The sequence below is a fragment of the Guyparkeria sp. genome (genome assembly GCF_041687595.1).
In the GTDB taxonomy this organism is placed as follows: domain Bacteria; phylum Pseudomonadota; class Gammaproteobacteria; order Halothiobacillales; family Halothiobacillaceae; genus Guyparkeria.
Genome location: NZ_JAWLBP010000023.1, coordinates 1 through 26,098 on the forward strand (window position 1 = coordinate 1; position 26,098 = coordinate 26,098).

A 26,098-nucleotide genomic window follows, 5' to 3' on the forward strand; every position below is an offset into this window, starting at 1 on the left:
CATGTTGCGCATGGAGAAGTCCTGCGCCATGCGCACCAGCGCGTCGTAGACCGCCGAATCCCCGTGCGGGTGATACTTACCGATGACGTCACCCACGACGCGCGCGGATTTCTTGTAGGGCTTGTTCCACTCGTTGCCCAGTTCCCGCATGGCGTAGAGGACCCGACGATGCACCGGCTTGAGGCCGTCGCGGGCATCCGGCAGGGCACGCCCCACGATCACGCTCATGGCGTAATCGAGATAGGACTGCCGCATCTCGTCTTCGAGATTGACCGGGAAGATTTCTTGAGCGAACTGAGTCATGCGAGTGTCCTGGTACCCACGAATGTCCTGTAGATCCGCATGTGAGCGGCGATGTCGTGCCGGGCCGACCCGGCGCTCACGGCAAGGTTCGATGACCTGCCGACCAGCCGCCGGGCATGCCCCGAGGGACTCCCGGCGCGTCGCCGGGCCGGATCGGATCGAGCAGCCCCTCCGAACCGGATCATGTTACCACAAGGGACGACCGCCCCGGCGCCGCGGACGACCGACCGACGGGTCTCCGGCAATACGATCCCCGCATGTGTGGCGAGTGCCCCGTCAGCAGTCACCATCCGACGCACTCGTCATCGAAAAAGGGAGTCGATCCCCGCGCGGTCGGGGGCTTGCAGCACACCCGCTTCCGTGACCAGTGCGTCGATCAGACCGGCGGGCGTGACATCGAAGGACGGATTGTGAACCGGCGCGTCGATCGGCGCCACCGGCTGGCCGGCCAGCGACCGCACTTCCTCCGGCGGCCTCTGCTCGATCTCGATCGCCGCTCCGTCCGGGCAGGACCGATCGATGGTGGACGTGGGCGCGACCACCATGAACTTCACCCCATGATGCCGCGCCAGCACCGCCAGCGAATAGGTGCCGATCTTGTTGGCCGTATCCCCGTTCGCGGCGATCCGGTCGGCCCCGACGATCACCCACCCCACGCGACCACTGGCCAGCACGCTCGCCGCGGCGCTGTCGCAGATCAACCGGTAGGGAATCGATTCCTGCTGCAACTCCCAGGCGGTCAGCCGTGCACCCTGCAGCCAGGGGCGCGTCTCGTCGACGAACACCTCCTCGATACGCCCGGCCGCCCACGCATCGCGGATCACGCCGAGCGCAGTGCCCTGCCCGCCCGTGGCCAGTGCCCCGGTATTACAATGAGTGAGCACAGCCTTGCCGGGAGAGACGAGAGCCGCCCCGGCCTGACTCATCCGGAGATTGGCTTCCAGGTCCTCGGCGTCGATGGCCTGCGCCTCGTCGACCAGCGCCGCCACCCGACCCGCCGGCGACTCGGCCGCCTCGCGGTCCAGCCGGGAAGCCATGCGATCGAGTGCCCAGACCAGATTGACCGCCGTCGGTCGTGCCGCGGCAAGCTCTCGATAGACGGGCTCCAGGCCCGCCGGGCTGATACCCTCACCGTTGGCCAACGCAGCATGGGCCCCAAGCAGGTAGCCGTACGCCCCCGCAATACCGATTGCCGGGGCGCCACGGACCACCATCTGGCGTATCACTTTCACCACGTCTGTTGCATCCTTGCAACAAACCCAGGACTCCTCGTGCGGCAGCTTCCTCTGGTCCAGCACATTTAGCTCTTTTCCCTTGTATAACAATGGTTTGAGCATTACCAGGCACCTGAATTGATACATCACGAATCGCCGTGCGATTCACCGAAAAACAGACATCCGGACAGTCGTTCGCGGCGAAGATTGTCCGGGATGAAAACCAAAGGGCGCTATTTTTGCACTTTGCCGGATAGGACGACTACTATTTCTCATAGATTCAATCGCCAAAGGATCTGAATCGCGCAACCCTAGCGACACCCAATGTCATCTCTCTGACCTAAATAGAGAAACAAGGAGATTCACAGATGAAGAAACTGACCGTGATCGCTGCTTCCGTCGCAGCCACGTTTGCCTTCTCTGGCCAAACCCTCGCGGGCGGCATGGACCCGTATGTCTACGACAGTAACGGTAATCCGGTCATGACCGGCCATGGCCCGTGCCTGTATAACAACCACGGCGTGCTCAACGAGGACACCGCGATCGAGGCCTGCAACCCCGAGCTGGTCAAGCAGGAAGTCGCTCCGGCGCCGAAGCCGGTCGTCGAGCCGCCCCCGGAGCCGAAGGCCGAGAAGGTGACCCTGAAGGCGGACACCTATTTCGACTTCGACAAGTCGAACCTCAAGCCGGAAGGCAGGGACACCCTGGATCAGCTGGTCCGTGACATGGGCGACCTGAACTCGATCGCCGAGATCGAAGTCGTCGGTCACACCGACAGCATCGGTACCGAAGAGTACAACCAGGGCCTGTCCGAGCGTCGCGCCGCGACCGTCAAGGACTACCTGATCTCCAAGGACGTTCCGGCCAACGTGATCAACACCGAAGGCCGCGGCGAGCTCGAGCCGGTCGCGACCAACGAGACCCGCGAAGGCCGCGCCAAGAACCGTCGCGTCGAGATCACGACCAAGGGCACTGCCCAGTAAATCGTCGATTCACGACGCCACGACAAACACCGCCTTCGGGCGGTGTTTTTGTTTGTGGGCATAAAATAAAAAGGGAACTGAAAGAGGCGCGATCGCCCCCTATACTGCCCGCACAAGGGAGCAAGCCTCCCTGCACTCGATACAACAACACCAATGAGGGATCACCATGGAAGAGGGCTTTTTCTCCGTTTACCTGCTGCCCTGGATCATCAAGATTTTGATAGCCGTCGCCATCGCGGTCGGTGGCCACTACATTGCGAAGCTGGGCGCCCCCTGGCTGAACAGGCTCTTGTCGAGCAGAGGGCTCGACAAGATGCTCGTCGGGTTCGCTGTCGCCATCACCCGGACGGCCTTCCTGCTGTTCGTCGCGATTGCGGCGCTCTCCCAGCTCGGACTGGACACCACCTCGCTGGTCGCCCTGGTCGCCGGCGCCGGCATCGCCGTCGGCCTTGCCCTCAAGGATTCACTGGGAAACTTTGCCGCCGGCGTGATGCTTCTGATCTTCCGCCCCTTCAAGGCGGGTGACTTCATTATCACCAGCGGCCTGATGGGCACGGTCAACGAGATTGGCATCTTCCACACGCGCATGAACACCCCGGACAACATCGAATTGATCGCCCCCAATTCAGAGCTGTACACGGCGGCGATCTCCAACTACAGCGTGCGCGATACCCGTCGCCTCGACCTCTCGGTGGGCATCGACTACGACGATGACATCGCTCGCGCCAAGGACCTGATCATGCAGGTGTTCGAAGAGGACGACCGCGTGCTCAAGGAGCCGGCACCGGTCATCCTGGTCGACCAGTTCGGCGCGTCGAGCGTGGACCTGATCATTCGACCCTGGGTCCGCGCCTCCGATATGCCCATGATCAAGTCCGACCTGCAGCAGCAGATCAAGGAAACCTTCGATGCCAATGGCATCACCATCCCGTTCCCCCAGCTCGTCGTCAGCGGTACCGGGGACGAAGGGGAGCCGGCAAAGGCCACGTCTTCCTGATCTCGCCCCACCGACGACCCGGAATGCAAAAAGCCCCGCACTGCGGGGCTTTCTCGTATTCGGTTGGTCAGGCTCGGGGCAATCGCCCCGAGCCGGTCATGTGCCGTCGCTATTAGCGACCGCCGCGTCCTGCGCCGGCACCCATGCCCATGCCGCCACCCATGCCACCGCCGGAAGCCACGGTGGTGTCGGTCGAGAAGCGGTTGACGGAGTCGGAACCGCCGCCGCCACGGACGAAACTGACGAACGCGTCGTTGTCGTCCCGGGTGTCCAGACGGGTGTTGTGCACGTCATTCGGCATGTTCGCCCAGCCTTCACCGAACGGGGAGTTGTGATCCGCGAGCGCGACGCCCGAAGTCAGGAAAGCGGCGGTTGCCAGAACAGCGGGGACAATCTTCTTCATCATGGTTTTCACCTCTGGTTACAGTGACCATTCGTTCACGCATGCAAGGATAGAATCTACTTATGCATGCATACACTATGAACCCAGAGATTCAGGAAAGTTCAATCATCGGCAAATGGTTCATCATCACCGGTTCGGTGAACAGACCCACCGCCCGACAAACTGGCCCGCAAGCGGATGACGCCGACTGCCTCGCAACAGGTAAGGACAATCTCGCCACCACCCGGCAACGATCAAGGAAGGGGGCGCCGGTGGCAGGATTCACGGGCCGGAAACAAAAAGAGCCACCGGGTTTCCGGTGGCTCTTTTCGTGCCTGCAAATGGCGGAGAGGCAGGGATTCGAACCCTGGGACCCCGCGAGGGGGTCAACGGTTTTCGAGACCGCCCCGTTCGACCGCTCCGGCACCTCTCCAAACGGGAACGACACGGCCGAAGCCGTGTCGTCATACCCCAGGCCGAAAAGCCCGGGCTTACTGTAACTGGCGGAGAGGGAGGGATTCGAACCCTCGGTACGGGGTTACCGTACACACGCTTTCCAGGCGTGCTCCTTCGACCGCTCGGACACCTCTCCGTTTTCTGACCCGTCGGTCAGCAAGGGCGCAGATTCTAACCAAACCGTCGGTCGCTGGCAATGGTCTTTTCTCCGACAATCCCGTGATCTAATGCGGCGGCGTGCAAGCAATGCCCAACCTCAACACGAGACGAGGATCCATGCCCAGAGAACCCGATGCAGACCGGCTTGTTCGACGACCACTGGTACGCACACTACTGGCCACTCGGCCGGCCTTCCTGCTGCTCGCGGCCGTTGGCGTGGGCATCGGTCTCGCGGTCGCGACAGGAGAGCGCCCCCTCGATGCACCATTAGCCGCGTTGACACTGCTCGGCGCCCTGACCTTCCACGCGGCGGTGAACGTGGACAACGACTATCACGACGCGCGCAACGGCACTGATGCCGACAATGCCGACCGACTGTTCCCGTTCACCGGCGGCAGCCGCATGATCCAGAACGGGGCACTCAGCCCCGAACAGACGCAACGACTCGCCTGGCTACTCTACGCCGCGACCGCCCTGATCGGTCTGGCGCTGCTCACTCGGGCCGGCCTGCCGCTGCTCTGGCTGGGACTGGCCGGGGCCCTGCTGGGCTGGGCCTACTCCGCGCCGCCGCTCGCGCTAAACAGCCGCGGGCTCGGCGAGATCACGGTGGGACTTGGATTCGGGCTGCTCATGCCGATGGGGGCCGACCTGGTCCAGCGCGGCACGCTCGGCACAGGTGCCGCCTGGGCAGGAGCAGGCTACGCGCTGATGACCGTCAACCTGCTCCTTTTGAACGAGTTCCCGGATGCCGACGCCGACCGGCAGGCCGGCAAGCGTCACCTGGTGGTACGCCTGGGCCGCAGCCGGGCACGATGGATCTACGTGGGAACGGCCGTGCTGGCCTACGCCACACCCATGCTGCTGGTCGCCACCGACCGCCTGCCGACCACGGCGCTGCTGCCCCTGGCCGCCCTGCCGCTAACCGTCTACGCCCTACGACGTCTCTGGCAGGACGCCGAGCGACCGGAACGTCTGGCCCCGCCCATCCGCGCCACGATCGCGGCCACGCTGCTGTTCGGAACCCTCACCGCTGTCGGCCTACTGCTGGACTGAACCCCGCGTCGTCCTTCAGTCGTCCGCCTCGAGGACCACCATCGACTCGACGTGCGCGGTGTGCGGAAACATGTCCATCACGCCCGCCGCCAGCAAGCGGTAGCCATGCTCTTGCACCAGCATCCCGACGTCGCGCGCCAGCGAACCCGGATGGCAGGAGACATACACGATCCGCCGCGGCGCCATCCGCGCGATCACCGGCACCATCTCGCGCGCCCCGGCACGCGGCGGATCGAGCAACACCCGGTCGTAACGTTCGCGCAGCCACGGGCTCGCCTCGTCCGGCTCGAACAGGTTGCCCACCACGTGGCGGGTGTTGGTGATCTCGTTGGCCTGGGCCGAGGCCTTGCCCCGGGCCACCATCGCTTCGTCAGCCTCGACGGCCGTCACCGATCCGGTCGGCCCCGTCGCCCTTGCCAGCGGCAGGGAAAAGTTGCCCAGCCCGGCAAACAGGTCCAGCACCCGGTCGCCGGGCTGCACGTCCAGCCAATCGATCGCCTGCTCCACCATACGGCGGTTGATGTCGGCATTGACCTGGACAAAATCCTGCGGCGAGAAGCGGATCTCGACATCGAACGGATCGAGGCGGTAGGACGGGTACACATCACGCGCCCCCTCCTCCAGAGGCACCAGCGTGTCCGGACCGCCGGCCTGCAGGAAAATGGCGAAGCCGTGCTCGTCGGCGAAAGCGCCCAGCCGGGCGCGATCGGCCTCGGACAACGGCTTCATGTGGCGGAAAGCCAGGGCACAATGACCGTCACCGCAACCGACCTCGACCTGCGGGATATCCCGGCGCGCCGACATGCCTCCGATACATTCGGCCAGCGCGGGGAGCTTTTCTCCCACCCTTGGGTCGAGCACCGGACAGGTGTCGATATCCGCGATCAGGGAACTACCGAGTTCGCGAAAACCGACCAGCACGCGCCCCTGCTTGCGATTGAAGCGCACGCCCAGTCGCGCCATGCGCCGGTAGCCCCAGACCGACCCGGAAAGCGGCTCGAGAATCCGCTCGGGCTCGACCCGGCCGATCCGCTTTAACTGCTCGAACAGCGCCGCCTGCTTGTGGCGCACCTGGGCCTCCGGCGCGAGGTGCTGCATGGCGCAGCCGCCGCAGACATGAAAGTGCGAACAACCGGGTTCGACCCGCTCGGGGCTGGGCTTATCCACGGCCACGGCATCACCCAGGTCGAAATGACGACGCTGGTCACGGTAGACGAAGCGCACGTCCTCCCCCGGCAGGGCCCGGCCGATGAACGTGGCTTTGCCATCCACGTGGGCCACGCCCCGCCCCTCCAGGGTCAGTGACTCGATATGGGCAGGAAACTCGCCCTGAGGTAGTTGCTTGATGCGCTTGCGTCGCGCCATGGAATTCACTCTCGGGATCCGGAGACGAGCTGACGCTCCGGGTTCAACGGGGTTCGGTCGGTGGACAAGGACGTTGCACGGCCCGGACGAGGGCGCGGGCCTGAGCCACGGAACCATTGGCGCTTTCAAGCCGGCGGGACGGCTGATCCTTCAGGGCATCGCGAACGGTGAAGCGCGCGAAGGGCGCCTCCCCGGCTCGCACCTCGACCGGCACATCCGAGCCGGACGCCCTCACCAGTTCACGCGCGGCCGGCTCGCTCAGTCGCAGGTGAACGACGGCGCCTTCGCCAGTGGGCACGAGGCGCACGGCCTCGACCCGCTCGCCGCACAGGTGGAAAACGGACATGGCGGACGAGGGCGCATCCGCATGGGCGGAGGTGACCACGACCCACAACGCCAGGAAAACGGGCACCGCCGCTCGCATCCTCAGCCGGCCGGGAAGACCCCGGTGGAGAGATAGCGGTCACCACGATCGCAGACAATGGTCACGATCACGGCGTTTTCTACTTCGGCGGATACCTTTAGCGCGGCGGCCATGGCCCCGCCGGAGGAGATACCCGCCATCACGCCCTCCTCACGGGCCAGTCGGCGAGTCATTTCCTCGGCCTCCGGCTGGCTGATGTCGAGGGTGCGGTCGACGCGGTCGGGCTCGAAGATGCGGGGCAGGTACTCCCTCGGCCAGCGGCGGATGCCGGGGATCTGCGCACCTTCCCCCGGCTGGACCCCGACGATCTGCACGTCCGGGTTTTGCTCCTTGAGGTAGTGCGAGGTGCCCATGATCGTGCCGGTAGTACCCATCGCGGAGACGAAATGCGTGATCCGCCCCTCGGTCGCCTCCCAGATTTCCGGGCCAGTGGTCAGGTAGTGGGCCCGGGGGTTGTCCGGGTTGGCAAACTGGTCGAGGACCACGCCCTCACCACGAGCGGCCATGTCCGCGGCAAGATCTCGCGCACCTTCCATGCCCTCATCCCGGGAGACCAGCTTGAGCTCGGCGCCGTAGGCGGCCATGGACTGCCGCCGCTCTATCGACATGTGCTCGGGCATGATCAGGGTCAGCCGGATGCCCAGTGTCGCGGCCACCATCGCCAGGGCGATCCCCGTGTTGCCCGAGGTGGCCTCGACCAGCCGGTCACCGGGCTTCAGATCGCCGCGCTCGATGGCCCGGGAGATCATCGAATGCGCCGCCCGGTCCTTGACCGATCCGGCGGGATTGTTGCCCTCGAGCTTGCCGAGGATCACGTTCCCGCGGGCCGCACCGGCCTCGTCCAGACGCTGGATGCGGACCAGCGGCGTGTTACCGATCAATTGATCAAGACGGTGACCTAACATACGCTTTGCCGGCTGATTGCAGATGAAATGTCTTCGGCGGCGGGACTACCGAAAAACCCGGCCTCCGAGTATGCCACAAACCACAAGGTCCGCCGGTGAACCCACGCCCCCTCAAACAGCGCGCAACCGGACGTCGACGCCAGTTCGGCGCCTCGATGATCCCGCTGCTGCTTGCCCTGGCCGTTCTCCTCGGCCCGCCGGCGCTACTCCTGCTCGAGCCGCGATTCGGCCACCTGGTCCCGGGGGATTCCGCATTGCAGCGGCTGGCGACAGCCTGGGTCGCGCTGTGGGCAGCGTTGATGCTGGCTGCCGCGGTAACGTGGTGGGCCGGACGACGCCGTCAACGGAAAGAGGGGCCTCCCCTCGCCTTGCCGCCCGAGACGCGCCACACACCCTCCGCTCCGCCGCCGACGCCGAGGAGCCGGCCGGCCGAGGACATGCAGCTGACCACTGGCTCGGTCCTGGAACTGGTCAACCAGCAGTGGGTGACGCCACTGGGCCATATCCGCTCGGCCGTCGACTCGCTGGCCTCACTGGAACGGCGCCTCAGCCAGTGCGCGCCGCCCGCCTCGGTCGACCAGCAGGAGCCGGCACGCTCTCTGCAGCTCATGCGGCACGCCAGCCACCGGCTGCGCATTTCCATCGAGAACATCATCGACTACCACGAGATCTCCGCGGGTCGGCTCAAGCGCACCGACGGCCGCGTCAACCCGCGCACCACCGGCGAGGACATGGTTGCCGACTGGCAGACCACCGCCCAGAGCGACGGCGAGGTGCTGCAGTTCATCGGCTACCAGGACCTGCCAAGGGAAATCGCCCTCGACCCGCAGATGCTGCGTCGCCTGCTCGACCGGCAGCTCAACGAAGCATTGTGCATCGGCCACCTCAAGGAGCCGGCGGTCATCTTCCAGATCGAGGACGAATACACCACCGAGGGCGGCGACAGCATCGGTCGATTCCGCCTGACGGTGGACGGGCGCTCCCAGGACCACTCCTTCGGCCGCGAGGCACTCACCGCCAGGCTTGGGCAGAGCCTGTCGGACTCGCTCGGTGACCTCCTGGTCGACGACCTGATCGACATCTGGATCATGCGCTCCGTGGGCAAGCACCTGGGCGCCACGCTGGAGGTGCTCGACACCGGGAACGGCCGCACGGGCCTGTCCGCCGTGTTCGAGGCGCCGGTACTGACCGGGGAGCCCGAACCGGGCGAACTGCTCTCCGGCAAGCTCTGCGGCGTGGTCTGCGCCTCCGCCCAGCATCGCCGGGCGTGGCAGGGCAATCTCGCCTCCCTCGGCGCGGACATCCAGGTCGAACCGGACTTCGGTCAGCCGGTCGACCTGTTGTTTCTCGACGAGCGGATCGTCGAACGACACCACAAGGATCCTGCCTTCAGCGAGTGGGTCAAGCTCGCCGGTCGAGTCGTCGGCCTCGCGAGCCGCCTGACGATCCGGGGGCGTCCCGCCGGGCCACTGCACTGGGCCGATTTCACCCTGCCCCTGTTCATCCGGGGGCGCGCCCTGGCCGCCTCGCTGGAGCGTATTCTCGACACCGCCGGACCAGCTCCCGGCAAGTCCCAGCCGAGGCTGGCGCCGAAGCCCGACCGGCCGGATGTCGCCCGCCAGGCCCAGCCCCGGCCACAACCACGTCAGGCACGATCGTCGGCATCGAGCCGCCATGCCCTGTATTCGTTTGCCGGGCGCACGGCACTGGTGATCGACGACGATCCGGTCTACCTCGCCCACCTGACGCAGACGCTCGGTGAACTGGGCTTTACCGTGCTCGAAGCCGGCAACGGCAAGCAGGCCCTGGAAGTGGCCGACCACGCGGACATCGACATCGTCTTCACCGACATGCACATGCCGGACATCACCGGCGCCGGGGTCGCCCGCATACTGAAGAAACGGGCCCGCCACCTGGAAACCCCGATCATCGCGATTACCGCCAACCGCCAGGGCAACGTCCACCAGGATCTGCTCAACAGCGGCATCGAGCGCGTCCTGACCAAACCGGTCACCGCCGGCGAACTGCTCAGCGCCGTGGGCGAGTTCTTCCCGCTGCACAACCACACCCGCGCCACGCCGGCATCGGAGCGCCCGGCGGCAACCCGCGACCCATTCCTCACTCGCCTGTTGCTCGACGAACTGCCCGGCTATCGGCGCCTGCTCACCGAGCAGGCCGACGACCCTGATGCGCTCCGCCATGCGGCCCACAAATTGCGCGGGGCGGCGGCCTGCTGCCGGGAGACCGCCCTGCAGGAACGCGCCGGCGTCCTCGAAACGGCCCTCGATCAATCCCAGGACGCCAACCGCATCCGCGGGCTGATCGACGAGCTGCTCGACAGCATCCACGACATCGAATCCACCCCGGTCCCCGATGGGAACGACCGGTCCAGGGAAACGGCCCGAAACATCAGCGACTGCTGATTCCGATCCCGTCGATTCGTTGCTAGGATTGACCTGACAGGGGGCGCATCGCCCCGCCCTGCCCGGGACTGGGCAGGCGGTTCTCAGGGAAGGTGACGACAGGATGCAAGCGGACAGCCAGGTCCATGCCGGCGCAGGGAAACAGGACACGATCGTATTCCTCTGCGATGCCCAGGGGCAGGTGCTCAGCGCCAGCCCGCGTGCCGGCGCGTTGTTCCCGGACAGCCCGGCGGGGCGCCCGTTGCGGCTGGACACGGCAAAGAACTTCGAGCTGGATGAGCCGCAGGCGCTGTGGGCGGCCCTTGCCAGCGGCCTGGAGACCGTGCTCGCCGCCCGCCTCGACGACGTTGGGATCCGCCTGCGCATCACGCCCCTCGGCGAGGACCGGCGCCTGGTGCTCCTCGACGACGCGCACCGCCCGGTCGCGCATACCGATTCGCTTACCGGCCTGCCCGATCGCAGCGTCATGATCGCCCGTATCCGGCAGGTGCAGGAGGAACGCCAAAGCGGCTACCGCCTGCTATTGGCCGACATCGACCGCCTAAAGACCGTCAACGACTACCTGGGCAACCGGGTGGGCGACCATCTCATCCGGGAACTGGCCACCGGCATGCGAATGCGGCTGCCGCGGGAAGCCTTCATCTCGCGCTGGAGTGGTCACGAGTTCATGCTGCTGATCCCCCCGGACCTGGCCGCGGACACCGCCCGCATCGCCGAACAGGTCCGGGAGATCGCCCGGGGCATCCGGCTCAATGGCGATGCGCACCGGATCGGCACCGTGACCCTGAGCATGGGGCACGCCGCCGTGGATGCCGGCGAGCCGGCGCATTTTTCCGGCCGCGACCCGCTCAGCGCGATCAACGCCGCGGTATACCAGGCCAAGCGTAGCGGCCGCGACCGGGTGGTGGACGCCGACCATCTGCGCCAGCCTTCGGTCTACATCACCGCAGGCGCCCTGGACCGGGCCCTTCACGAAGGCCGGATCGTCGCCGCCAGTCAGCCGATCGTGGACCTGGAGTCCGGCGAGCAGGTCGCCGACGAATCCCTGGCACGGATGATCACCCCCGATGGCGACGTGATCCCCGCACAGCACTTCATAGAGGCGGCGGCTCGGCTGCAGATCGCCCACCGCATCGACTACCAGATCATCCACCAGACGATCTCGAACTGCGTATCCACCATCGGACATCGCCCGATGGCGCATTTCGTCAACATATCCGGCGACTTCCTGCAGCACCCCGAGCTGATGGAAGACATCATCCGGGCCGCCCAGACCGCCTGCGACTGCGTGGGAGACGGCCCCGGGCAAACCAAGCCACTGGTTCTCGAGATGACCGAACGGGAAGTGCTCGACGACACCGGCCATGCCCTCGAGGCCCTGCGGCCGTTGATCGATTTCGGTCTGCGCCTGGCACTCGACGACTTCGGCAGCGGCTACTCCTCCTACCGCTACCTCCTCGACATGCCGTTCACGTTCCTCAAAATCGAAGGCGCCCTGGTCGAACACATCCACGACAACACCCGGGCACGCAAGATCGTCCAGCACATCCAGGCCATGGCGAACGATCTGGGTCTGACCACCGTCGCCGAGTTCATCGGCGACCAGCGCACCGCCGACATCCTGCGCGACATCGGTGTCGACTGGGGACAGGGCTTCCATTTCGGTTACCCGGAAATCGTCCGCCCCGCGGGTCTGGCCGAGAACCGGGCGGCCCGCCGGGCCTGAAGCGGCGCCGGGCTTTCTCCGGTCCCGGAAATGCGCTATGCTTCGCGCCCTGATTCGGAGTGTAGCGCAGCCTGGTAGCGCACCTGCATGGGGTGCAGGTGGTCGGGGGTTCGAATCCCTCCACTCCGACCAACAAGAAAACGCAGAAGGGCCGCCCGTTGAGGGCGGCCCTTCTGCGTTTCGGCCCCGAATGTTCCGCCCCGCACCCACTCGCCCCGTTTGAACGGGATGACCGAGGGAGCACATGGCGCCTCGAACTCGCCCTCATCGGCCAACTACGCGCCGCGATTTGACTCCCCGCTCCACCCGCCATTAAATCGGTGGAAGCAGTCGCCGCCCTGCTGCGGCGATCGCCCGGTTCGCGGAAAAGGAGATTCACGTGGCAAACGGAAATGACCCCAACCAATCACTGGCCGTCCTTATCGACGCCGACAACGCCAATCCCGGCATCGTCGACGGTCTGATGGCCGAGGTGGCCAAGATCGGCATTGCCAGCGTCAAGCGCATCTACGGCGACTGGACCACGCCCCACCTCGGCAAGTGGAAGGAAGTACTGCTGGATCATTCGATCCAGCCCATTCAGCAGTTCCGCTACACCGTGGGCAAGAACGCCACGGACAGCGCCATGATCATCGATGCGATGGACCTGCTGTACACGAACCGCTTCGACGGCTTCTGTCTCGTCTCCAGCGACAGCGACTTCACCCGTCTCGCCGCCCGCCTGCGCGAGTCCGGGCAGAAGGTCTACGGCATCGGCGAACGAAAGACACCCAAGCCTTTCGTCTCCGCCTGTGATCGCTTCATCTACACCGACGTGTTCACGACCCCCCAAGAGGAAGACGTCACCGAGGCGCACAGACCGCAAGGCAAGAAGGAACTCCGCGGAAACACGGCGCTGGTCCGGTTGGCACGAGCAGCGATCGAGGCAACCTCGGACGAGAACGGCTGGGCGAACCTCAGCCCGGTCGGCAGCTACATGAACAAGACCGCCAACGACTTCGACCCGCGCAACTACGGCTATACCAAGCTCAGCTCGCTGTTCGAGGCCATCGGCCTGTTCGACATCGAGCGACGTGACAACGGGGTGTTCGTACGGGATACCCGTCGGCGGGCGAACGGATCGACCTGAGACAACCTGTCGAGGACCCGCCTGATCTACGACGCAAAGGACCTGGCAAGCCGCCCCCCTCAATTGCGCGCCACCCGGCGAGCATCGGGCCAGAAGGAGAGCGCGCCGTTCGACACTGGACCATATCTGCCCAAAGACATATCGTGTCCACCGTTCCATCGCGCCCCTCGGGGCGCATTCCGTTTTTTCGCGATGGAGTGCGGACATGCCGACAACAAGCCTTTCGCTGGCCGATCGCCAGATATTTCCCGACTTTTTCCCCGAGGATCTCATCGCTCAGGCTCGTCTGCGGCAACTGGGCCGAGGCGAAGGCCTTTTCAAGATGGGCGAATCCGTCCGCCACGTGATCTTCGTTCTGCAGGGCCAGCTCAAGGCAGTGCGCACTGATCCGGAGGGAACCGAGTGCGTGATGCTGCGGGCGGGCAAAGGCGAGTTCTTCGCCGAATCGTCCCTGATCACCATGAGCTACGCCTGCGATGGGGTTGCCATGAAACCGACGCGCGTCGCCCTGCTGCCGGTTGATGCCGTTCAGGACGCGATGGCCTCCCAGGGGCCCTTCGCCGGCGCAATGTTCGGCCTTATCGCGGCACAGGCCAGGAAGCAGTGCTCCCGGCAGGAACGGCTTCGGCTGAAGAAGGCCCGTGATCGCATCGTCCACTACCTGGCCTGCGAGACTGCGCCGGGCCAACACGTCGAATTGAAAGTGCCCATGAAGGAGTGGGCCTGCGAACTCGGCCTGGAACCGGAAACCCTGTATCGCACGCTGGCCGACCTGCAATCCGAAAGTTGCCTCGAACGTGACGGGCGACGCCTGCGCCTGGTTCCCCGGGCCACGGAACCCACGACATGATCTGAATCATGTTTCTTCCTTTCCTCCTGACGTAGCTTCCAGCGCCGGACCACGAAAAACAACCAACGGGTCCGGAACCATTCCAGGAGGAAGGAAAAGCATGAAACGAACACTACTGGCCACGTCCATCGCCGCCACGCTCGCCGTCTCCAGCACGCCGGCCTTCGCCGACAGCGAGGTGGAAGAACTGCGCAACACCGTCGAGCGGCTGATGGAGCGGATCGAGACGCTGGAGGCGCGGGAGGAGCGCGGCGAACGGGTCGCGAGCCGCACGGCCGGCGAAGGCTCCGGCACGGTAGAACCGATGAACGAGGGCGAGAAGCTCTCCATCTACGGCGGGGTCCACCTTTCCGTCGACCACAACTCCGGGGATTTCGGCGACGGCAGCAAGGGCACCGGCCTGAAGAGCAACGCCTCGCGGCTGGGCTTCAAGGGCGCGATGCCGACCCTGCTCGACGGCACCGACCTGTTCTACAAGGCCGAAGTGCGCTACGGCGCCGCGGACGAGGTGGACAACGAGATCGAGTGGCGCGAAGCCTATGCCGGCATGCGCGGAGGCTGGGGCAGCCTGCGCGCCGGGCGGCTGGGCGTTCACTACAAGAGCACCTACACCAAGATCGACCCCTGGACCGACAACGCCCCGCAGGCGCGACAGTCCAAGGGCAAGCAGGGGGTCTCGGCCTTTCACTCCAGCTACTTCAACAACGCAATGGAATACGTCACCCCGCGATTCAACGGCGTGCATGGGGCGGTCTGGTATTCGACGCAGTTCGACGGCGAGGATGCGGACATCCACAACGCCGGCGGACCGCTGGCCAACTTCAGGGGCGGTGACGCCATGGGCGCCGGCCTGCGTTACGGGGGCGAGGGCCTGCGGATCTCGGCAGACGTGATCGACATCGACGCCGACGATGTGCTCGACGACCGACTGGCCAATGACACCGGCTGGCAGGTCTCGGCACGCTACCGGACCGGGCCGTTCACCGTCGCCGGGCTGTACGAGGACGTCGAGGACATCGGCCTGGGCAAGAACCTGTTCATCAACGGCATCTACCGGATCGGTCCGACCCGCCTGATCGCCAGCTACGGCCGTAACCGTGACGCGGAATACTGGAATGACCGCGACATCGACACCTGGAGCCTGGGCGCGAAGTACGACCTGACCGACAAGTCGGAGCTGTTCGCCGCCTACGTGACGCGTGACGAGGGCGACGACCGCTACAACACCATCACGGTCGGCGTGAATGCCAAGTTCGGCGCATCGATCTGGTAACCCCTGGCGCGGGGCGTGCCGTGGGGCAGCCCCGCTCGTCGGCACACAGGCAACAGAGCAATCCACATGAAAGCAATCCAATCCCTCGGGCTCCTGATGGCCCTGATTCTGGCCCTGGGCGTGGCCTCGGCGGCTCAGGCGAAACCCGGATTCATCGTCGACTCGGTCTGGCTGGAGGAAAACATCGACCGTGACGATGTCGTGGTCATGGAGGTGCGCTACCACCCGCACCGGTACTTCACCGTCGGGCATATTCCCGGCGCGGTGCAGGTCCAGCGCTTCAAGGACCTCGGCGACAACGACGCCACCCCGCTGATGCGCTTCCCGTCGCGCGAGACCTTCCAGGCCCGCTTGCGCGAATGGGGCGTGAACGACGATTCCACCGTGGTGGTCTACGACGATTCCCTCACGGCACTCGCCTCCCGGCTGTACTACCTGCTCGAGCTGTACGGCTTCGACATGTCGCAGGTGAAGGTGATGGAAGGCGGTACCACCGAGTGGGAGCTGTTCAACGACCTCTCCAAGGAAGCCGAAAGCCACGAGCCGGGCAACGTCACGCTGTCGGAGGCCGACGACGCCATGTATGTCGAATGGGCGGACGTCTACGACGACGTGGTCTCCCGGCGTGACGAGGATGTCGTGCTGCTCGACGCCCGGCCGGTGGACATGTACACCGGCGAGGTGATCCAGCATTCCATCCGGGGCGGGCACATCCCCGGTGCGATCAACATCGTCAGCCTCGACGGCGCTGACGGTGGCTCGCAGAAGTGGAAGTCGACCGAAGCGCTCGAGGCGATGTACGAGTCCATTTCGGAGGACAAGACGGTCTACGTCTACTGCCACGACGGCTTTCGCATGAGCCTGGCCTACATGCAACTCAAGGCGCTGGGCTACGAGGACGTGCGTCTGTACAACGGCGGCTGGTCGCACTGGGGCAACGCCCTGACCCTGCCGGTCGTCGAGGGCGACGAACCCTACGACGAGGATTACGCGCTCTAAGGGCCCCAAATGACGCTCGCCCACTCTCCCCCTGTTTGCCGGCTCCCGTAGCCGGCTTTTTCTTGGGCGAGCACTCCCTCGGTCCGGCGCGGACGCGGGTCCTCAAGGACCATCGACGAACAAACCCCCCGCCGCGCGACGGTCTCGCGTTACACTCGAGGACTCGGACCAATCCGATTCAACGGGCCGCGACGAGCGTCGCGTACAGCAGGGAGAATGCCGCATGGGAATTGAGATCTGGATCGTGATCGCGCTGGTCGTGATCGCTGTCGTCTACGTCATCTACCTCTACAACAAGCTCACCTCGTACCAGACCCAGTACGAGAACGGCTTTGCGCAGATCGAGACGCAATTAAAACGCCGCCACGACCTGATCCCCAACCTGGTCAACACGGCCAAGGGCTACATGGACCACGAGGCCTCGGTGCTTAAAGAGGTCACAGAGGCGCGTGCCGCCGCCGAAAAGGCAGTGGATGCCGCACATGAGAAGCCGGGAAACCCGGAAACCATGGATCTGCTCTCGCGCGCGGAATCCGCGCTCACCAGTGGCCTGGGCCGACTGAACGCCACCTTCGAGGCCTACCCGGATCTCAAGGCGGATGCGAACATGCGCCAGCTCGCCGAGGAACTGGCCACTACCGAGAACCGGGTCGCCTACGCCCGCCAGGCCTACAACGACCTGGTGCAGAAGTACAACGAGTACCGCCGCTCCTTCCCGCCGGTGGTGATCGGCAAGCTGGTCGGGCATGGTGAGGATGCCCAACTGCTCGAGTTCGAGGACAGCGAGGCCATCCAGAAGGCACCTGAAGTCAGCTTCTGAGTCGGACGCTCATGGATTTTCGCGAACAACAGGACCTCGCTCGACGGCAGACCCGAATACTGGTCGGACTGTACGTGTTGCTACTTCTCGCCGCCGCCGCGACCGTGGGCGGGCTGATGTGGCTCGGGCTGACACTCGGTGAACAGGCACAGGCGGCTCAGGGCAGCGATCCATCCACCATGCCGGTGGACGCAACGTGGGAGGCGTTTGCCTGGGCCGCCGGGCTGACCGGCGGTGGCATTCTCCTGGTCACCCTGTTTCGCTGGTTCACCCGCTCGGATGGCGCCAAGGTGGCACAGTCGCTGGGTGGCCGCGAACTCACCGGTGCGGGCGAAACCAGCCTCAGCCCGGCCGAGCGCCAGTACCTCAATATCGTCGACGAGATGGCGATCGCCTCCGCCATGCCCCGACCGCGTGTGTTCGTGCTCGACCGGGAAGCGGGTATCAATGCCTTTGCCGCCGGCACCAAGCCGGAGAACGCTGCGGTGGCCGTGACCCAGGGGGCACTGGACAATCTCAGCCGTGACGAGCTGGCCGGCGTGGTGGCCCACGAGTTCGGCCACATCGCCAACAGCGATATCAAGCTGTCCGTGCGCGTGGCGGCAATGGTGTTCGGCTTTACCTTCCTGTTCTTCGTCGCCCGCTGGTGGTTCCACGTCGGGGTCGGACCGGGACGGCGAGACGCCCGCCTGCGCATCGCCATGCTGGCAGGTGCGGCGGCCATCGCGCTGGTGGGGCTGCTGACCGTGTTCTTCGGTCGCATCCTGCAGGCGGCCGTCAGCCGCCAGCGCGAGTTCCTGGCCGATGCCTCCGCCGTGCAGTTCACCCGCTATCCCGACGGCCTGAAGAGCGCCTTCGAGAAACTCAAGGGCGGCGCCTCGTCACGAGTGGAGTCCGATGCCGCCGCGGAGATGAACCACGCCTTCCTGTTCCGCGCCGGCGGTGCCCGCCTGTTCGACACCCACCCGCCTCTCGAGGAACGCATCCAGCGGCTGGAAGGGCGATACTCAACCTGACTCCCCGACCGGCCCGTGCCGGTTCCGGCGATCGACGTTGACGACCTTCGGGTGTCGCTCACCTCCCCGGCTCAATCCCAGCGCAACGGACGGATCTCCTCGGGATTGAGCAGCCGGATCTGCTGGACCTTCGGGTCGGGGTGTTCCCGCTCGGGGTCGATCTGCATCAGCCGCAGGACGTACGGCACCATTGCACGGCGAACCGGGTAACGGATCCGCCCGTCGACCATGCCGAAGTCGGCGCCGATCACGGTCCGTTGTGGCTCGGGCAGTTCCGGGTGCACGCCCACTTCCAGCACGACTTCCTCGTGCCAGTCCCTGTCCTCTTTCCCGGGCACGCCCTCCTCTTCGGGCAGTGGGAGGGCCGTTCGCATGCGTGCCAGCACGAAGTCGCGGTATTCCCCGTGACCGTCACTAAATGCCCGCACGTGCCAGCGAAAGCCGCTGTAGACCAGGGTGTGCGGCGAGAGCACCACATCCACCGGCTCGGGACGGTTCATCGACTGGTAGGTGACGGCCACCCGGTGCCCGTTGCTGGCCGCGGCGCTCACCGCACGGAACACGGCCAGGTCCAGCTCGCGCTCCATGGGCCGTAGCACCTCCACGTCAGGCCCGGCCGCCGCCAGCGCGACCACCGGGCTGTCGACGCCGCGCATGGCGGCCAGCACCTCCAGCATTTCCGAGGTCTTTCCCGAGAGCAGCGCCGGCCGGAAATCGGCCGCCGGCTCGTAATACTTGCGTGACTTGTTGTAGACGAGGTTCCCCGGCCGCAGGGACTGGTAGACGGCAAAATCCTTGGAGGCCTGAGCCCGGCTGATGCCGAAGCTCTCGGTCAGCGCACCGGTGCGCACCCAGCCGGTGAGCAGCAGGGTGCATTCGAGCAGCTTGAGCCTCTGGCGCAGGTCCCACTTCAAGGCGTCGATGGTTTCATTGGCAGTGTCTGATGGCTTCATGGCCTCCATTGTCCGCCCCCGACCATGCGTGTCAATTAAATTGACGTGATTTTGTTGACACGTCTCTTTTGTATGCATACTCTCTGGACATGCCACTTTTGTAGGCATTCAACCAATGGGGGAAGCGAGCATGCATACCTACGCCGATGAAGTGATCGAATTCTGGGCCAACGTGTTCCGTGCCTGCCGGCTGTCCGGCACGGGCCTCGACCTGGAGGAATTCCTCGAGAGTCCGCGGGAGCATCTCGACCACCTGGGCCTAAACGATGCATTGGAGATGCTCGCCAGCGGTCACCTACCCCTGTTGCCGGAACAGGCGGCCGTGCGCAGGGAAATCGATGCGCGATTTCCTCTGCCCGCCGTTCCGGAGCGGAGCTCGCCAGCCTCGCGTCCGCCACTTGGGCCTCCCGCCTTTCTCGCTGCCGCGACCTGAGCGAAGAACACCCGACGCCTGGGACATCCCCCGGGGGTGGGCGCTATCGCGGCCTTCACGAGCGGGGCTCGCTCCCGTGATGATGGCCGACGCCCTCCGCTCGACCATCGGCCTCGCGTATAGTTGGGCTATCCCGCCCACTTCGGATCAACGATGCCATGGACGCGACCAACTCGTTCATCCTGATAGGCGCCCTGCTGCTGTTCACCAGCATCCTGGCGGGGATGGCGTCGTCGCGCTTCGGCTTTCCGCTGCTGCTGATCTTCCTCGGCGTGGGCATGCTCGCCGGGCAGGACGGCATCGGTGGGGTGGAGTTCGAAGACTTCCAGACCGCCTTTCTGATCGGCAATATCGCGCTGGCGATCATCTTGCTCGACGGCGGGCTGCGCACGCATATCCGCACCTTCCGCGTGGCCTTGCGCCCCGCCCTGTCGCTCGCGACCGTCGGCGTGATGATCACCGCGGGGGCCATGGGTGCCCTGGCCACTTGGCTGATGGGCTTCGACTGGTATTACGGCCTGCTGATGGGGGCGATCGTCGGCTCGACGGACGCTGCGGCGGTGTTCTCGCTACTGAAGGGGAGTGGAACGCGGCTGAACGAGCGGGTGGGCTCGACGCTGGAGATCGAGTCGGGGATCAACGACCCGATGGCGATCTTCCTCACCATCACGCTGCTGGAGGTAATCAGCGGTGGGCAGTCGCTGGCTGACCCCTGGATCCTGGTCTTTTTGCTGCAACAGTTCGGCATCGGCGCGGTGCTGGGCGTGGTGTTCGGCTTTATCCTGCGGGAGGTGCTGCGGCGCATCCAGCTGGCCGAGGGGCTCTACGCCCTGCTGATCGCCTCGGGCGGGCTACTGTCATTCGCCATCATCAACGGGCTGGGCGGCAGCGGGTTTCTCGGGGTGTATCTGACTGGGCTGGTGATCGGCACGGCGAGAAACCGCGGCATCTTCCACGTCCTGCGCATCATGGACGGGCTGGCCTGGCTAGCACAGGCGGGGATGTTCCTGATCCTGGGTCTGCTGGTCACGCCCAGTGCGGTGGTGGACAACATCGTGCCCGCACTGATCCTCGCCTTCGCCCTGCTGCTGGTCGCCCGGCCCGTCGCCATCGGCATCGGGCTGTGGCCGTTCCACTTCAGCTGGCGAGAGACCACCTTCATCGCCTGGGTCGGCCTGCGCGGTGCGGTGCCGATCGTGCTGGCCCTGTTCCCCATGATCTACGGCATCGACGGGGCGGAGATCTTCTTCGAGATCGCCTACGTGGTGGTGATCACATCCTTGCTGATCCAGGGCAGCAGCGTCTCGCTGGCCGCCCGGCTGCTCAAGGTGGAACTGCCGCCAGCCCCCGAGCCGAAGCAGCGCACCGACCTGAACCTGCCGATCGAACCCCGACTGGAGATGGTGCAGTTCGTGGTCGGCGAGCACACGGATGCCCACGGCGCCGGGCCGGAGCGGATGCCCTTCGGCGAGTCGGTGACCATCGCCGGCGTGGTGCGCAATCTCGCGCTGCGAAAGCCCGAACCCGGATTCACCTTCCAGCCGGAAGACATCGTGCTGACCATCATCCCCGAGGACATGATCGCTGATCTCAACCGGTTCTTCTCTGGCGAGCGGCGCAAGACCACGGCACTGGTCGAGGGAACCTTCTTCGGCGCCTTCTCGCTGCGCGGCGGGGCGAAGGTCGCGGATCTCGCCGCCGTCTACGGCATCCAGCCGCCCGAGGAACTGCGCGAGGCGACCCTCGACGAGGCCATCAAGGCCCTGCTGCGCAATCCGCCAGTGGTAGGCGATTCGGTCGAACTGGATCGCGTGCGCCTGACGGTGCGCGAGATGGACGGCCCGACCATCACGCAGGTGGGCCTGAAGTTCCGCCAGTAGGTGCCCGCACCCGCCTCGGGCGGCAGGGGCCTCAGTCGTCGGCCAGCTCCAGGATCGACCCGACGATATCGCTCATGGTGACGATGCCGGCCAGCTCGTCGTTGCGCAGCACGATCACCCGGCGGATGCCCTGGGAAACCATCAACCTGGCCGCGTACTTGACCTCCATGCCCTCGGGCACCGAGATGGCCGGCTTGCTCATCACGTCGTAGACATTCGCCAGATCGATGTCCCCTTCCTCGGCGACAATGGTCTTGAGCATGGAGGTGTAGGTGAGGATGCCGAAGGCGTCATGGGCATGGGCCTTCTCCACCACCAGGGCCTTGACCCGGCAGCGACGCATCTCGCGCAGTGCCTCGCGCAGGCTCGCCATCGGCGAGATGGTGGCCACGTCCGTGACCATGATGTCCCCCACCAGGCGGGGTGTCTGCTCAGATGTCATCTTTCACGCTCTCCTGGAATCGTTGCACCTGTCCGGTCTCGATGCCGGCGATATGCTCCAGCGGCACCGTGAACACGACGCCCTTGGAATGCTCCTTGAGTTCGAGTTCGTGGGTCAGGGCCTTCATCACCTTCAACGACAGCGATCGCTCGAGGACGAACAGTAGGACCGACTGGCTTCCCTCGTAGGTCAGGCCGAAGAAGGTCTTCTTCTCCTCGGCACCGATGCCGCGGGCATTGAGCAGGGTAACCCCGCCCGCACCGGCCTTCTTGGCCACGTCGATGGCGCGCTCCTCCATGTCCTCGGCGAGCATGGCGACCAAAACCGAAAACTTCATGATTCCACTCCTTCTCCAGTCGATTCGTCGGACGCGGCTCGGCGCACCCGGATCCGGTAGGCAAGATCGGCCACCGTGGCGTAGGCAAGCACCGTCACGATGGGAAATATCGAGGCAAAGGCGATCAGGCCAAAACCGTCGATCAGTACATTCCGCCCCTCGATCTGCGTGGCCAGACCGATGCCCAGCGCGGTGACCAGCGGCACGGTCACCTCGGAGGTGGTCACCCCGCCCAGGTCGTAGGCCAGGGCGATGATGTAGCGCGGGGCGATCAGGGTGAGCAGGATCACGAGCAGGTAGCCGCCCATCACGTAGTGGTGGATCGAGTCGCCGGCAAGGATGCGATGCACCCCGATGGTGATGCCGATGGCCACCCCCAGCGCCACCAGCATGCGGATGACACTGGCGCGGATCTCGCCGCGGGCGGCCTGCTCGGCCTGGTCGCCGATGGCGATCAGCGCCGGCTCGGCCATGGTGGTGGCAAAACCGATGGCAAACGCGAACAGGTAAAGGAAGACGACGTTGTCGCGGGCGATGAGTTGTTCGGCCATGCGCTCGCCGATGGGAAACAGGCCCAGCTTCAATCCCAACACGAAGGCGTACAGCCCCAGGACGACCAGCAGGAAGCCGACAATCACGCGCCTGGCGTGCGGAATGCGCTGGCGCAGGACCACCAGTTGAAAGAAAAGCACGGCGGCAATGATGGGCAACACGTCGCGCACGGTGGTGAGCAGGTCGCCGAGGATCGCGCTGACGCCCAGCCTCACCTCTTTTGCGCCGGCCTCCGCGTCAAAGCCGGCGGCCGAGGCCGACAGATCAACCTCGAGAATCTCGAACACGTAGATGCCGTAGGCCTGCACGGTGATCATTGGCACCATCACCGCCAGCGCCACCAGGCCGAAGCCGTCGGCGAGCACGCTGCGCCCGCTGATCGACGCGGCCAGCCCCATGCCCAGCGCGGCGATCAGCGGCACGGTGACGATGTTGGTGGTCACGCCGCCGGAGTCGTAGGCCAGCCCGACGATTTCCGGCGGAGCGAACCAGGTCACCGTAACCACGAGCAGGTAGCCACCGATCATGAACCAGTGCAAAGGCAGACCCAGCACCGTGCGCATCACGCCCAGGGCGACCACCAGCCCCACCGAGGAGGCGATGATCAGGCGCAAGGTGAGCGACTCGATGTGGCCGTTGCTGATGGCCTCGGCCTGTTGTGCCACGGCGATCAGGGCCGGCTCGGCGATCACTGCCGCAAAGCCGAACGAGAAGCCGAATGCCAGCAGCAGAGGCAGCGAGCCGCGCCGGGCGAAGGCGTTCGACAGACTCTTGCCGATGGGGAAGATGCCCATCTCCAGCCCCTGGAGGAACAGCGCCACGCCCACCACGACGATGGCCAGACCGACGACGATACTGCCCAGCCCCTCAGGCACGCTCTGCAACACCAGCCACTGGAAAACTGCCACCACCACGATGATCGGAAGCAGGTTCCGTCCCGCGTGCAGCAGGGTTTCCCAGAAGATGCGGAGATCGGTCAAGCGCAGGCTCCCTTGCCCCGGCGGACGTCTGCGGTACGAATACGACGCGGCTAACATCGTAGTGTTATCTTTGCCGGAAAGCCAAGACGGACCGAGGAGCCTCCATGACCAAGCCCCACCCGATACTGATCGCCAGCGACCTGTCGGAAAACAGTGATCTGGCGATGACACGCGCTCTGCAGCTAGGCCTGGCGTCAGGCACCCCGCTGATCGCGCTGAACGTGATCCAGGAAGAACCCCTATGGTGGGTGGTCAAGAGCGGCGATCTCGACCCGGACGAACTGCGCCGCGACCTGCTTCGCGAAGCAATGGCGAACCTCAAGGACCAGGCCCGGCAGGGAGCCAAGGCGCTTGGCGAAGCGCCCCCCGAGATCGACGCACATGCCCGCCTGGGCCGAACGGCCGAGGTGGTCGCCGAGATGGCCGACAGCCGGGACTGCAGCCTGATCGTCATCGGCGCCCACGGCCGGCACGCGGTGCGGGACTGGTTCCTCGGCACCACCGCGGAGAAGATCGTCCGCGAGAGCACCGTCCCCGTGCTGGTCGCCAAGTCCGAACCCACCCACGCGTACCAGAAGGTGGTGGTGGCGATCGATTTCTCCGCGCCCAGCGAGGCGGCTTTGGAAACCGCCCTGGCCTGGGCGCCGCGTGCACAATTCACGCTGGTGCACGCCTACGAGACCTGGTTCGAGACCTACATCGACGCGAATACCTACGAGCGCATCCGTCGCGAACAGGAAGAAGCGCTCGCCGACCGCCTGCGCGAGTTCGCCGCGGCCGCCGGCGTCACCAGTGACCATGAACCGGAGTACCGCGTGATCGCCGGCCACCCCGGCACCACGGTCGTGGACGCGGCGAACGACGCCCATGCCGACCTGACCGTCTGCGGCACCCAGGGCTCGACCGGCGTCCGTCACCTGATGCTAGGCAGCGTCGCCCAGCACATCCTGCGCGAATCCAAGCGGGACGTGATGACGGTACTGAGACGGGAAACCGGGATCTAGCCCGGACGAATCCGGATACCACGCCAGGGACGGCTTGATTCGAGCCACTCTCACGAAGGCACGGGGAGACACAGAAATGCTCATCTACAGCCACCCGGTCTGCCGCCGGCACGAGAACGCCCCCGACGTGTTTGCGGGGCACCCGGAGCGCCCGGAGCGACTGGATGCCGCCGAGGCCGCCATCGGACGACTCCCGGCGGACCGCTACCGCCGGGTCGAGGCGCCCGCCGCGGAGCAGGCCGACTACGAACTGGCCCACGACCCTCGCTACGTCCAGGCGATCTTCGACCAGGCCCCCAGCGAGGGTTTCCTGCGCGTCGACGGTGACACCGCCATGAACCCCTACACGCTGGATGCCAGCCGGCGTGCGGCCGGGGGCGCAATGGCAGCGGTCGACCGCGTGCTCGAAGGCCCGGAACGGCGCGCCTTCTGCGCCACCCGGCCACCCGGCCACCATGCCGGGCCCTGCCGACCGGCCGGCTTCTGCATCTTCAACAACATCGCCATCGCTGCCTATCACGCCATACGGCGGAGGGGTATCGAGCGGGTGGCGATCGTGGACTTCGACGTGCATCACGGCGATGGCACCGAGGAGATCGTCGCCGGCTCGAAACCGGTGCTCTTCTGCTCGAGCTTCCAGCACCCCTACTACCCCCACTCGGGCATCCCGCCGCTGGCGGACAACTGCCTGCCGGCCCCGCTGAGAAACCTCTCGGACGGAGCGGCCTTCCGGGAAGCCATCCGCGAGGCCGGCTGGTTCGAGAGGCTGGCTGCCTTCCGCCCGCAGCTGCTGCTGTTCTCCGCCGGCTTCGACGCCCACAAGGACGATCCACTCAGCGGCACGGTGCTCGTGGCAGACGATTTCGCCTGGATTACCCGCGAGACCATCGCGGCCGTGGGTAAGGACGTGCCGGTCGTCTCCCTGCTCGAGGGCGGCTATCACCTCGAGGCCCTGGAAGACTCGATTTTGGCGCACCTCAAGGCCCTGGATGACGCCTGACCACCCGCCCGAGCTCAATGCACTGGAGGCGGAAATCCGC

At 65.6% G+C, this 26,098-nt stretch carries 25 protein-coding genes and 3 tRNA genes; 16 read left to right on the top strand and 12 right to left on the bottom strand.

Annotated elements, in window-relative coordinates; genetic code table 11:
- Together ACESL5_RS05215 and mtnA are read right to left on the bottom strand one after the other, a co-directional pair.
- Positions 1 to 303, bottom strand: a 303-nt coding sequence (locus ACESL5_RS05215; RefSeq protein ID WP_372591729.1) for a DNA gyrase subunit A, incomplete at its 3' end; no start/stop codon positions are given.
- 302 nt (positions 304 to 605) lie between these two features.
- The gene (mtnA, locus tag ACESL5_RS05220) at positions 606 to 1,640 is read right to left on the bottom strand and encodes an S-methyl-5-thioribose-1-phosphate isomerase (RefSeq protein ID WP_372591730.1); all 1,035 of its coding nucleotides are present in this window, start codon (positions 1,638 to 1,640) and stop codon (positions 606 to 608) included.
- 245 nt (positions 1,641 to 1,885) lie between these two features.
- Here mtnA and ACESL5_RS05225 point away from each other — a divergent pair, with 245 nt between their 5' ends.
- Together ACESL5_RS05225 and ACESL5_RS05230 are read left to right on the top strand one after the other, a co-directional pair.
- Complete coding sequence (locus ACESL5_RS05225; protein WP_372591731.1) at positions 1,886 to 2,500, top strand: OmpA family protein; 615 nt, start codon at positions 1,886 to 1,888, stop codon at positions 2,498 to 2,500.
- 166 nt (positions 2,501 to 2,666) lie between these two features.
- On the top strand, positions 2,667 to 3,497 hold the full coding sequence (locus tag ACESL5_RS05230) for a mechanosensitive ion channel family protein (RefSeq protein ID WP_372591732.1): 831 nt from the start codon (positions 2,667 to 2,669) through the stop codon (positions 3,495 to 3,497).
- A gap of 112 nt (positions 3,498 to 3,609) precedes the next feature.
- Here ACESL5_RS05230 and ACESL5_RS05235 read toward each other — a convergent pair whose 3' ends face one another.
- The 3 genes from ACESL5_RS05235 to ACESL5_RS05245 form a co-directional block, all read right to left on the bottom strand.
- Positions 3,610 to 3,903, bottom strand: coding sequence for a hypothetical protein (locus tag ACESL5_RS05235; protein WP_372591733.1), 294 nt, complete (start codon positions 3,901 to 3,903; stop codon positions 3,610 to 3,612).
- 318 nt (positions 3,904 to 4,221) lie between these two features.
- Positions 4,222 to 4,312, bottom strand: a tRNA-Ser gene (locus tag ACESL5_RS05240).
- A 68-nt stretch (positions 4,313 to 4,380) separates the two neighbouring features.
- Positions 4,381 to 4,471, bottom strand: a tRNA-Ser gene (locus ACESL5_RS05245).
- Between the two features lie 140 nt (positions 4,472 to 4,611).
- Between ACESL5_RS05245 and ACESL5_RS05250 the strand changes: the two genes are divergently transcribed.
- Entirely contained in the window at positions 4,612 to 5,547 is a 936-nt protein-coding gene (locus ACESL5_RS05250; protein ID WP_372591734.1) for a prenyltransferase, read from the top strand.
- Positions 5,548 to 5,562: 15 nt separating this feature from the next.
- Here the strand turns inward: ACESL5_RS05250 and rlmD are convergent, their stop codons facing one another.
- From rlmD to cysM, 3 genes are read right to left on the bottom strand one after another with little or no spacing between them, the layout of a single operon-like run.
- The gene (rlmD, locus tag ACESL5_RS05255) at positions 5,563 to 6,912 is read right to left on the bottom strand and encodes a 23S rRNA (uracil(1939)-C(5))-methyltransferase RlmD (protein ID WP_372591735.1); all 1,350 of its coding nucleotides are present in this window, start codon (positions 6,910 to 6,912) and stop codon (positions 5,563 to 5,565) included.
- A 43-nt stretch (positions 6,913 to 6,955) separates the two neighbouring features.
- Positions 6,956 to 7,324: a hypothetical protein gene (locus ACESL5_RS05260; protein ID WP_372591736.1), complete on the bottom strand. Its 369-nt coding sequence runs from the start codon at positions 7,322 to 7,324 to the stop codon at positions 6,956 to 6,958.
- 14 nt (positions 7,325 to 7,338) lie between these two features.
- Positions 7,339 to 8,241: a cysteine synthase CysM gene (cysM, locus tag ACESL5_RS05265; protein ID WP_372591737.1), complete on the bottom strand. Its 903-nt coding sequence runs from the start codon at positions 8,239 to 8,241 to the stop codon at positions 7,339 to 7,341.
- Between the two features lie 95 nt (positions 8,242 to 8,336).
- Here cysM and ACESL5_RS05270 point away from each other — a divergent pair, with 95 nt between their 5' ends.
- The 9 genes from ACESL5_RS05270 (at position 8,337) to ACESL5_RS05310 (ending at position 18,477) form a co-directional block, all read left to right on the top strand.
- A complete protein-coding gene (locus tag ACESL5_RS05270) occupies positions 8,337 to 10,664 on the top strand; it encodes a response regulator (RefSeq protein ID WP_372591738.1) in 2,328 nt (775 codons plus the stop codon).
- A gap of 103 nt (positions 10,665 to 10,767) precedes the next feature.
- Complete coding sequence (locus ACESL5_RS05275; protein ID WP_372591739.1) at positions 10,768 to 12,390, top strand: EAL domain-containing protein; 1,623 nt, start codon at positions 10,768 to 10,770, stop codon at positions 12,388 to 12,390.
- Between the two features lie 55 nt (positions 12,391 to 12,445).
- Positions 12,446 to 12,522, top strand: a tRNA-Pro gene (locus tag ACESL5_RS05280).
- Between the two features lie 247 nt (positions 12,523 to 12,769).
- Positions 12,770 to 13,519 (top strand): NYN domain-containing protein, encoded by a 750-nt coding sequence (locus tag ACESL5_RS05285; protein ID WP_372591740.1) that lies wholly within the window; start codon positions 12,770 to 12,772, stop codon positions 13,517 to 13,519.
- Positions 13,520 to 13,724: 205 nt separating this feature from the next.
- On the top strand, positions 13,725 to 14,369 hold the full coding sequence (locus tag ACESL5_RS05290) for a Crp/Fnr family transcriptional regulator (RefSeq protein ID WP_372591741.1): 645 nt from the start codon (positions 13,725 to 13,727) through the stop codon (positions 14,367 to 14,369).
- Between the two features lie 100 nt (positions 14,370 to 14,469).
- On the top strand, positions 14,470 to 15,642 hold the full coding sequence (locus ACESL5_RS05295) for a porin (protein WP_372591742.1): 1,173 nt from the start codon (positions 14,470 to 14,472) through the stop codon (positions 15,640 to 15,642).
- 66 nt (positions 15,643 to 15,708) lie between these two features.
- The gene (locus ACESL5_RS05300; protein WP_372591743.1) at positions 15,709 to 16,641 is read left to right on the top strand and encodes a sulfurtransferase; all 933 of its coding nucleotides are present in this window, start codon (positions 15,709 to 15,711) and stop codon (positions 16,639 to 16,641) included.
- Positions 16,642 to 16,864: 223 nt separating this feature from the next.
- A complete protein-coding gene (locus tag ACESL5_RS05305) occupies positions 16,865 to 17,461 on the top strand; it encodes a LemA family protein (protein ID WP_372591744.1) in 597 nt (198 codons plus the stop codon).
- An 11-nt stretch (positions 17,462 to 17,472) separates the two neighbouring features.
- On the top strand, positions 17,473 to 18,477 hold the full coding sequence (locus ACESL5_RS05310; protein WP_372591745.1) for a M48 family metallopeptidase: 1,005 nt from the start codon (positions 17,473 to 17,475) through the stop codon (positions 18,475 to 18,477).
- Positions 18,478 to 18,548: 71 nt separating this feature from the next.
- Here ACESL5_RS05310 and ACESL5_RS05315 read toward each other — a convergent pair whose 3' ends face one another.
- Entirely contained in the window at positions 18,549 to 19,430 is an 882-nt protein-coding gene (locus ACESL5_RS05315; RefSeq protein WP_372591746.1) for a WYL domain-containing protein, read from the bottom strand.
- A 130-nt stretch (positions 19,431 to 19,560) separates the two neighbouring features.
- Between ACESL5_RS05315 and ACESL5_RS05320 the strand changes: the two genes are divergently transcribed.
- Positions 19,561 to 19,863, top strand: a complete 303-nt coding sequence (locus ACESL5_RS05320) for a hypothetical protein (RefSeq protein WP_372591747.1) — start codon at positions 19,561 to 19,563, stop codon at positions 19,861 to 19,863.
- 158 nt (positions 19,864 to 20,021) lie between these two features.
- Positions 20,022 to 21,743: a potassium/proton antiporter gene (locus ACESL5_RS05325; protein WP_372591748.1), complete on the top strand. Its 1,722-nt coding sequence runs from the start codon at positions 20,022 to 20,024 to the stop codon at positions 21,741 to 21,743.
- 31 nt (positions 21,744 to 21,774) lie between these two features.
- Here the strand turns inward: ACESL5_RS05325 and ACESL5_RS05330 are convergent, their stop codons facing one another.
- Genes ACESL5_RS05330 through ACESL5_RS05340 form a run of 3 tightly spaced genes read right to left on the bottom strand, consistent with a single transcriptional unit; the run spans position 21,775 to position 24,054 of the window.
- Positions 21,775 to 22,185, bottom strand: coding sequence for a CBS domain-containing protein (locus ACESL5_RS05330; protein ID WP_372591749.1), 411 nt, complete (start codon positions 22,183 to 22,185; stop codon positions 21,775 to 21,777).
- Complete coding sequence (locus tag ACESL5_RS05335) at positions 22,175 to 22,522, bottom strand: P-II family nitrogen regulator (protein ID WP_372591750.1); 348 nt, start codon at positions 22,520 to 22,522, stop codon at positions 22,175 to 22,177. The genes ACESL5_RS05330 and ACESL5_RS05335 overlap by 11 nt, the downstream gene beginning before the upstream one ends.
- Positions 22,519 to 24,054: a DUF1538 domain-containing protein gene (locus tag ACESL5_RS05340; protein WP_372591751.1), complete on the bottom strand. Its 1,536-nt coding sequence runs from the start codon at positions 24,052 to 24,054 to the stop codon at positions 22,519 to 22,521. The genes ACESL5_RS05335 and ACESL5_RS05340 overlap by 4 nt, the downstream gene beginning before the upstream one ends.
- 104 nt (positions 24,055 to 24,158) lie before the next feature.
- On the opposite strand from ACESL5_RS05340, the gene ACESL5_RS05345 reads away from it, so the two are divergent.
- A complete protein-coding gene (locus ACESL5_RS05345) occupies positions 24,159 to 25,058 on the top strand; it encodes a universal stress protein (protein WP_372591752.1) in 900 nt (299 codons plus the stop codon).
- 76 nt (positions 25,059 to 25,134) lie between these two features.
- Positions 25,135 to 26,058 carry a histone deacetylase family protein gene (locus ACESL5_RS05350; RefSeq protein WP_372591753.1) on the top strand — a complete coding sequence of 308 codons (924 nt, stop codon included), beginning with the start codon at positions 25,135 to 25,137 and terminating at the stop codon, positions 26,056 to 26,058.
- Positions 26,059 to 26,098 lie beyond the last annotated feature (40 nt).

Coding starts and splice junctions, on each gene's coding strand:
- ACESL5_RS05315 (WP_372591746.1), bottom strand. CDS start 19,430: ATGAAGCCATCAGACACTGCCAATGAAACCATCGACGCCTTGAAGTGG.
- ACESL5_RS05320 (WP_372591747.1), top strand. CDS start 19,561: ATGCATACCTACGCCGATGAAGTGATCGAATTCTGGGCCAACGTGTTC.
- ACESL5_RS05275 (WP_372591739.1), top strand. CDS start 10,768: ATGCAAGCGGACAGCCAGGTCCATGCCGGCGCAGGGAAACAGGACACG.
- ACESL5_RS05235 (WP_372591733.1), bottom strand. CDS start 3,903: ATGATGAAGAAGATTGTCCCCGCTGTTCTGGCAACCGCCGCTTTCCTG.
- mtnA (WP_372591730.1), bottom strand. CDS start 1,640: ATGCTCAAACCATTGTTATACAAGGGAAAAGAGCTAAATGTGCTGGAC.
- ACESL5_RS05310 (WP_372591745.1), top strand. CDS start 17,473: ATGGATTTTCGCGAACAACAGGACCTCGCTCGACGGCAGACCCGAATA.
- ACESL5_RS05325 (WP_372591748.1), top strand. CDS start 20,022: ATGGACGCGACCAACTCGTTCATCCTGATAGGCGCCCTGCTGCTGTTC.
- ACESL5_RS05290 (WP_372591741.1), top strand. CDS start 13,725: ATGCCGACAACAAGCCTTTCGCTGGCCGATCGCCAGATATTTCCCGAC.
- ACESL5_RS05330 (WP_372591749.1), bottom strand. CDS start 22,185: ATGACATCTGAGCAGACACCCCGCCTGGTGGGGGACATCATGGTCACG.
- cysM (WP_372591737.1), bottom strand. CDS start 8,241: ATGTTAGGTCACCGTCTTGATCAATTGATCGGTAACACGCCGCTGGTC.
- ACESL5_RS05305 (WP_372591744.1), top strand. CDS start 16,865: ATGGGAATTGAGATCTGGATCGTGATCGCGCTGGTCGTGATCGCTGTC.
- ACESL5_RS05345 (WP_372591752.1), top strand. CDS start 24,159: ATGACCAAGCCCCACCCGATACTGATCGCCAGCGACCTGTCGGAAAAC.
- ACESL5_RS05335 (WP_372591750.1), bottom strand. CDS start 22,522: ATGAAGTTTTCGGTTTTGGTCGCCATGCTCGCCGAGGACATGGAGGAG.
- ACESL5_RS05350 (WP_372591753.1), top strand. CDS start 25,135: ATGCTCATCTACAGCCACCCGGTCTGCCGCCGGCACGAGAACGCCCCC.
- ACESL5_RS05225 (WP_372591731.1), top strand. CDS start 1,886: ATGAAGAAACTGACCGTGATCGCTGCTTCCGTCGCAGCCACGTTTGCC.
- ACESL5_RS05250 (WP_372591734.1), top strand. CDS start 4,612: ATGCCCAGAGAACCCGATGCAGACCGGCTTGTTCGACGACCACTGGTA.
- ACESL5_RS05300 (WP_372591743.1), top strand. CDS start 15,709: ATGAAAGCAATCCAATCCCTCGGGCTCCTGATGGCCCTGATTCTGGCC.
- ACESL5_RS05230 (WP_372591732.1), top strand. CDS start 2,667: ATGGAAGAGGGCTTTTTCTCCGTTTACCTGCTGCCCTGGATCATCAAG.
- ACESL5_RS05295 (WP_372591742.1), top strand. CDS start 14,470: ATGAAACGAACACTACTGGCCACGTCCATCGCCGCCACGCTCGCCGTC.
- rlmD (WP_372591735.1), bottom strand. CDS start 6,912: ATGGCGCGACGCAAGCGCATCAAGCAACTACCTCAGGGCGAGTTTCCT.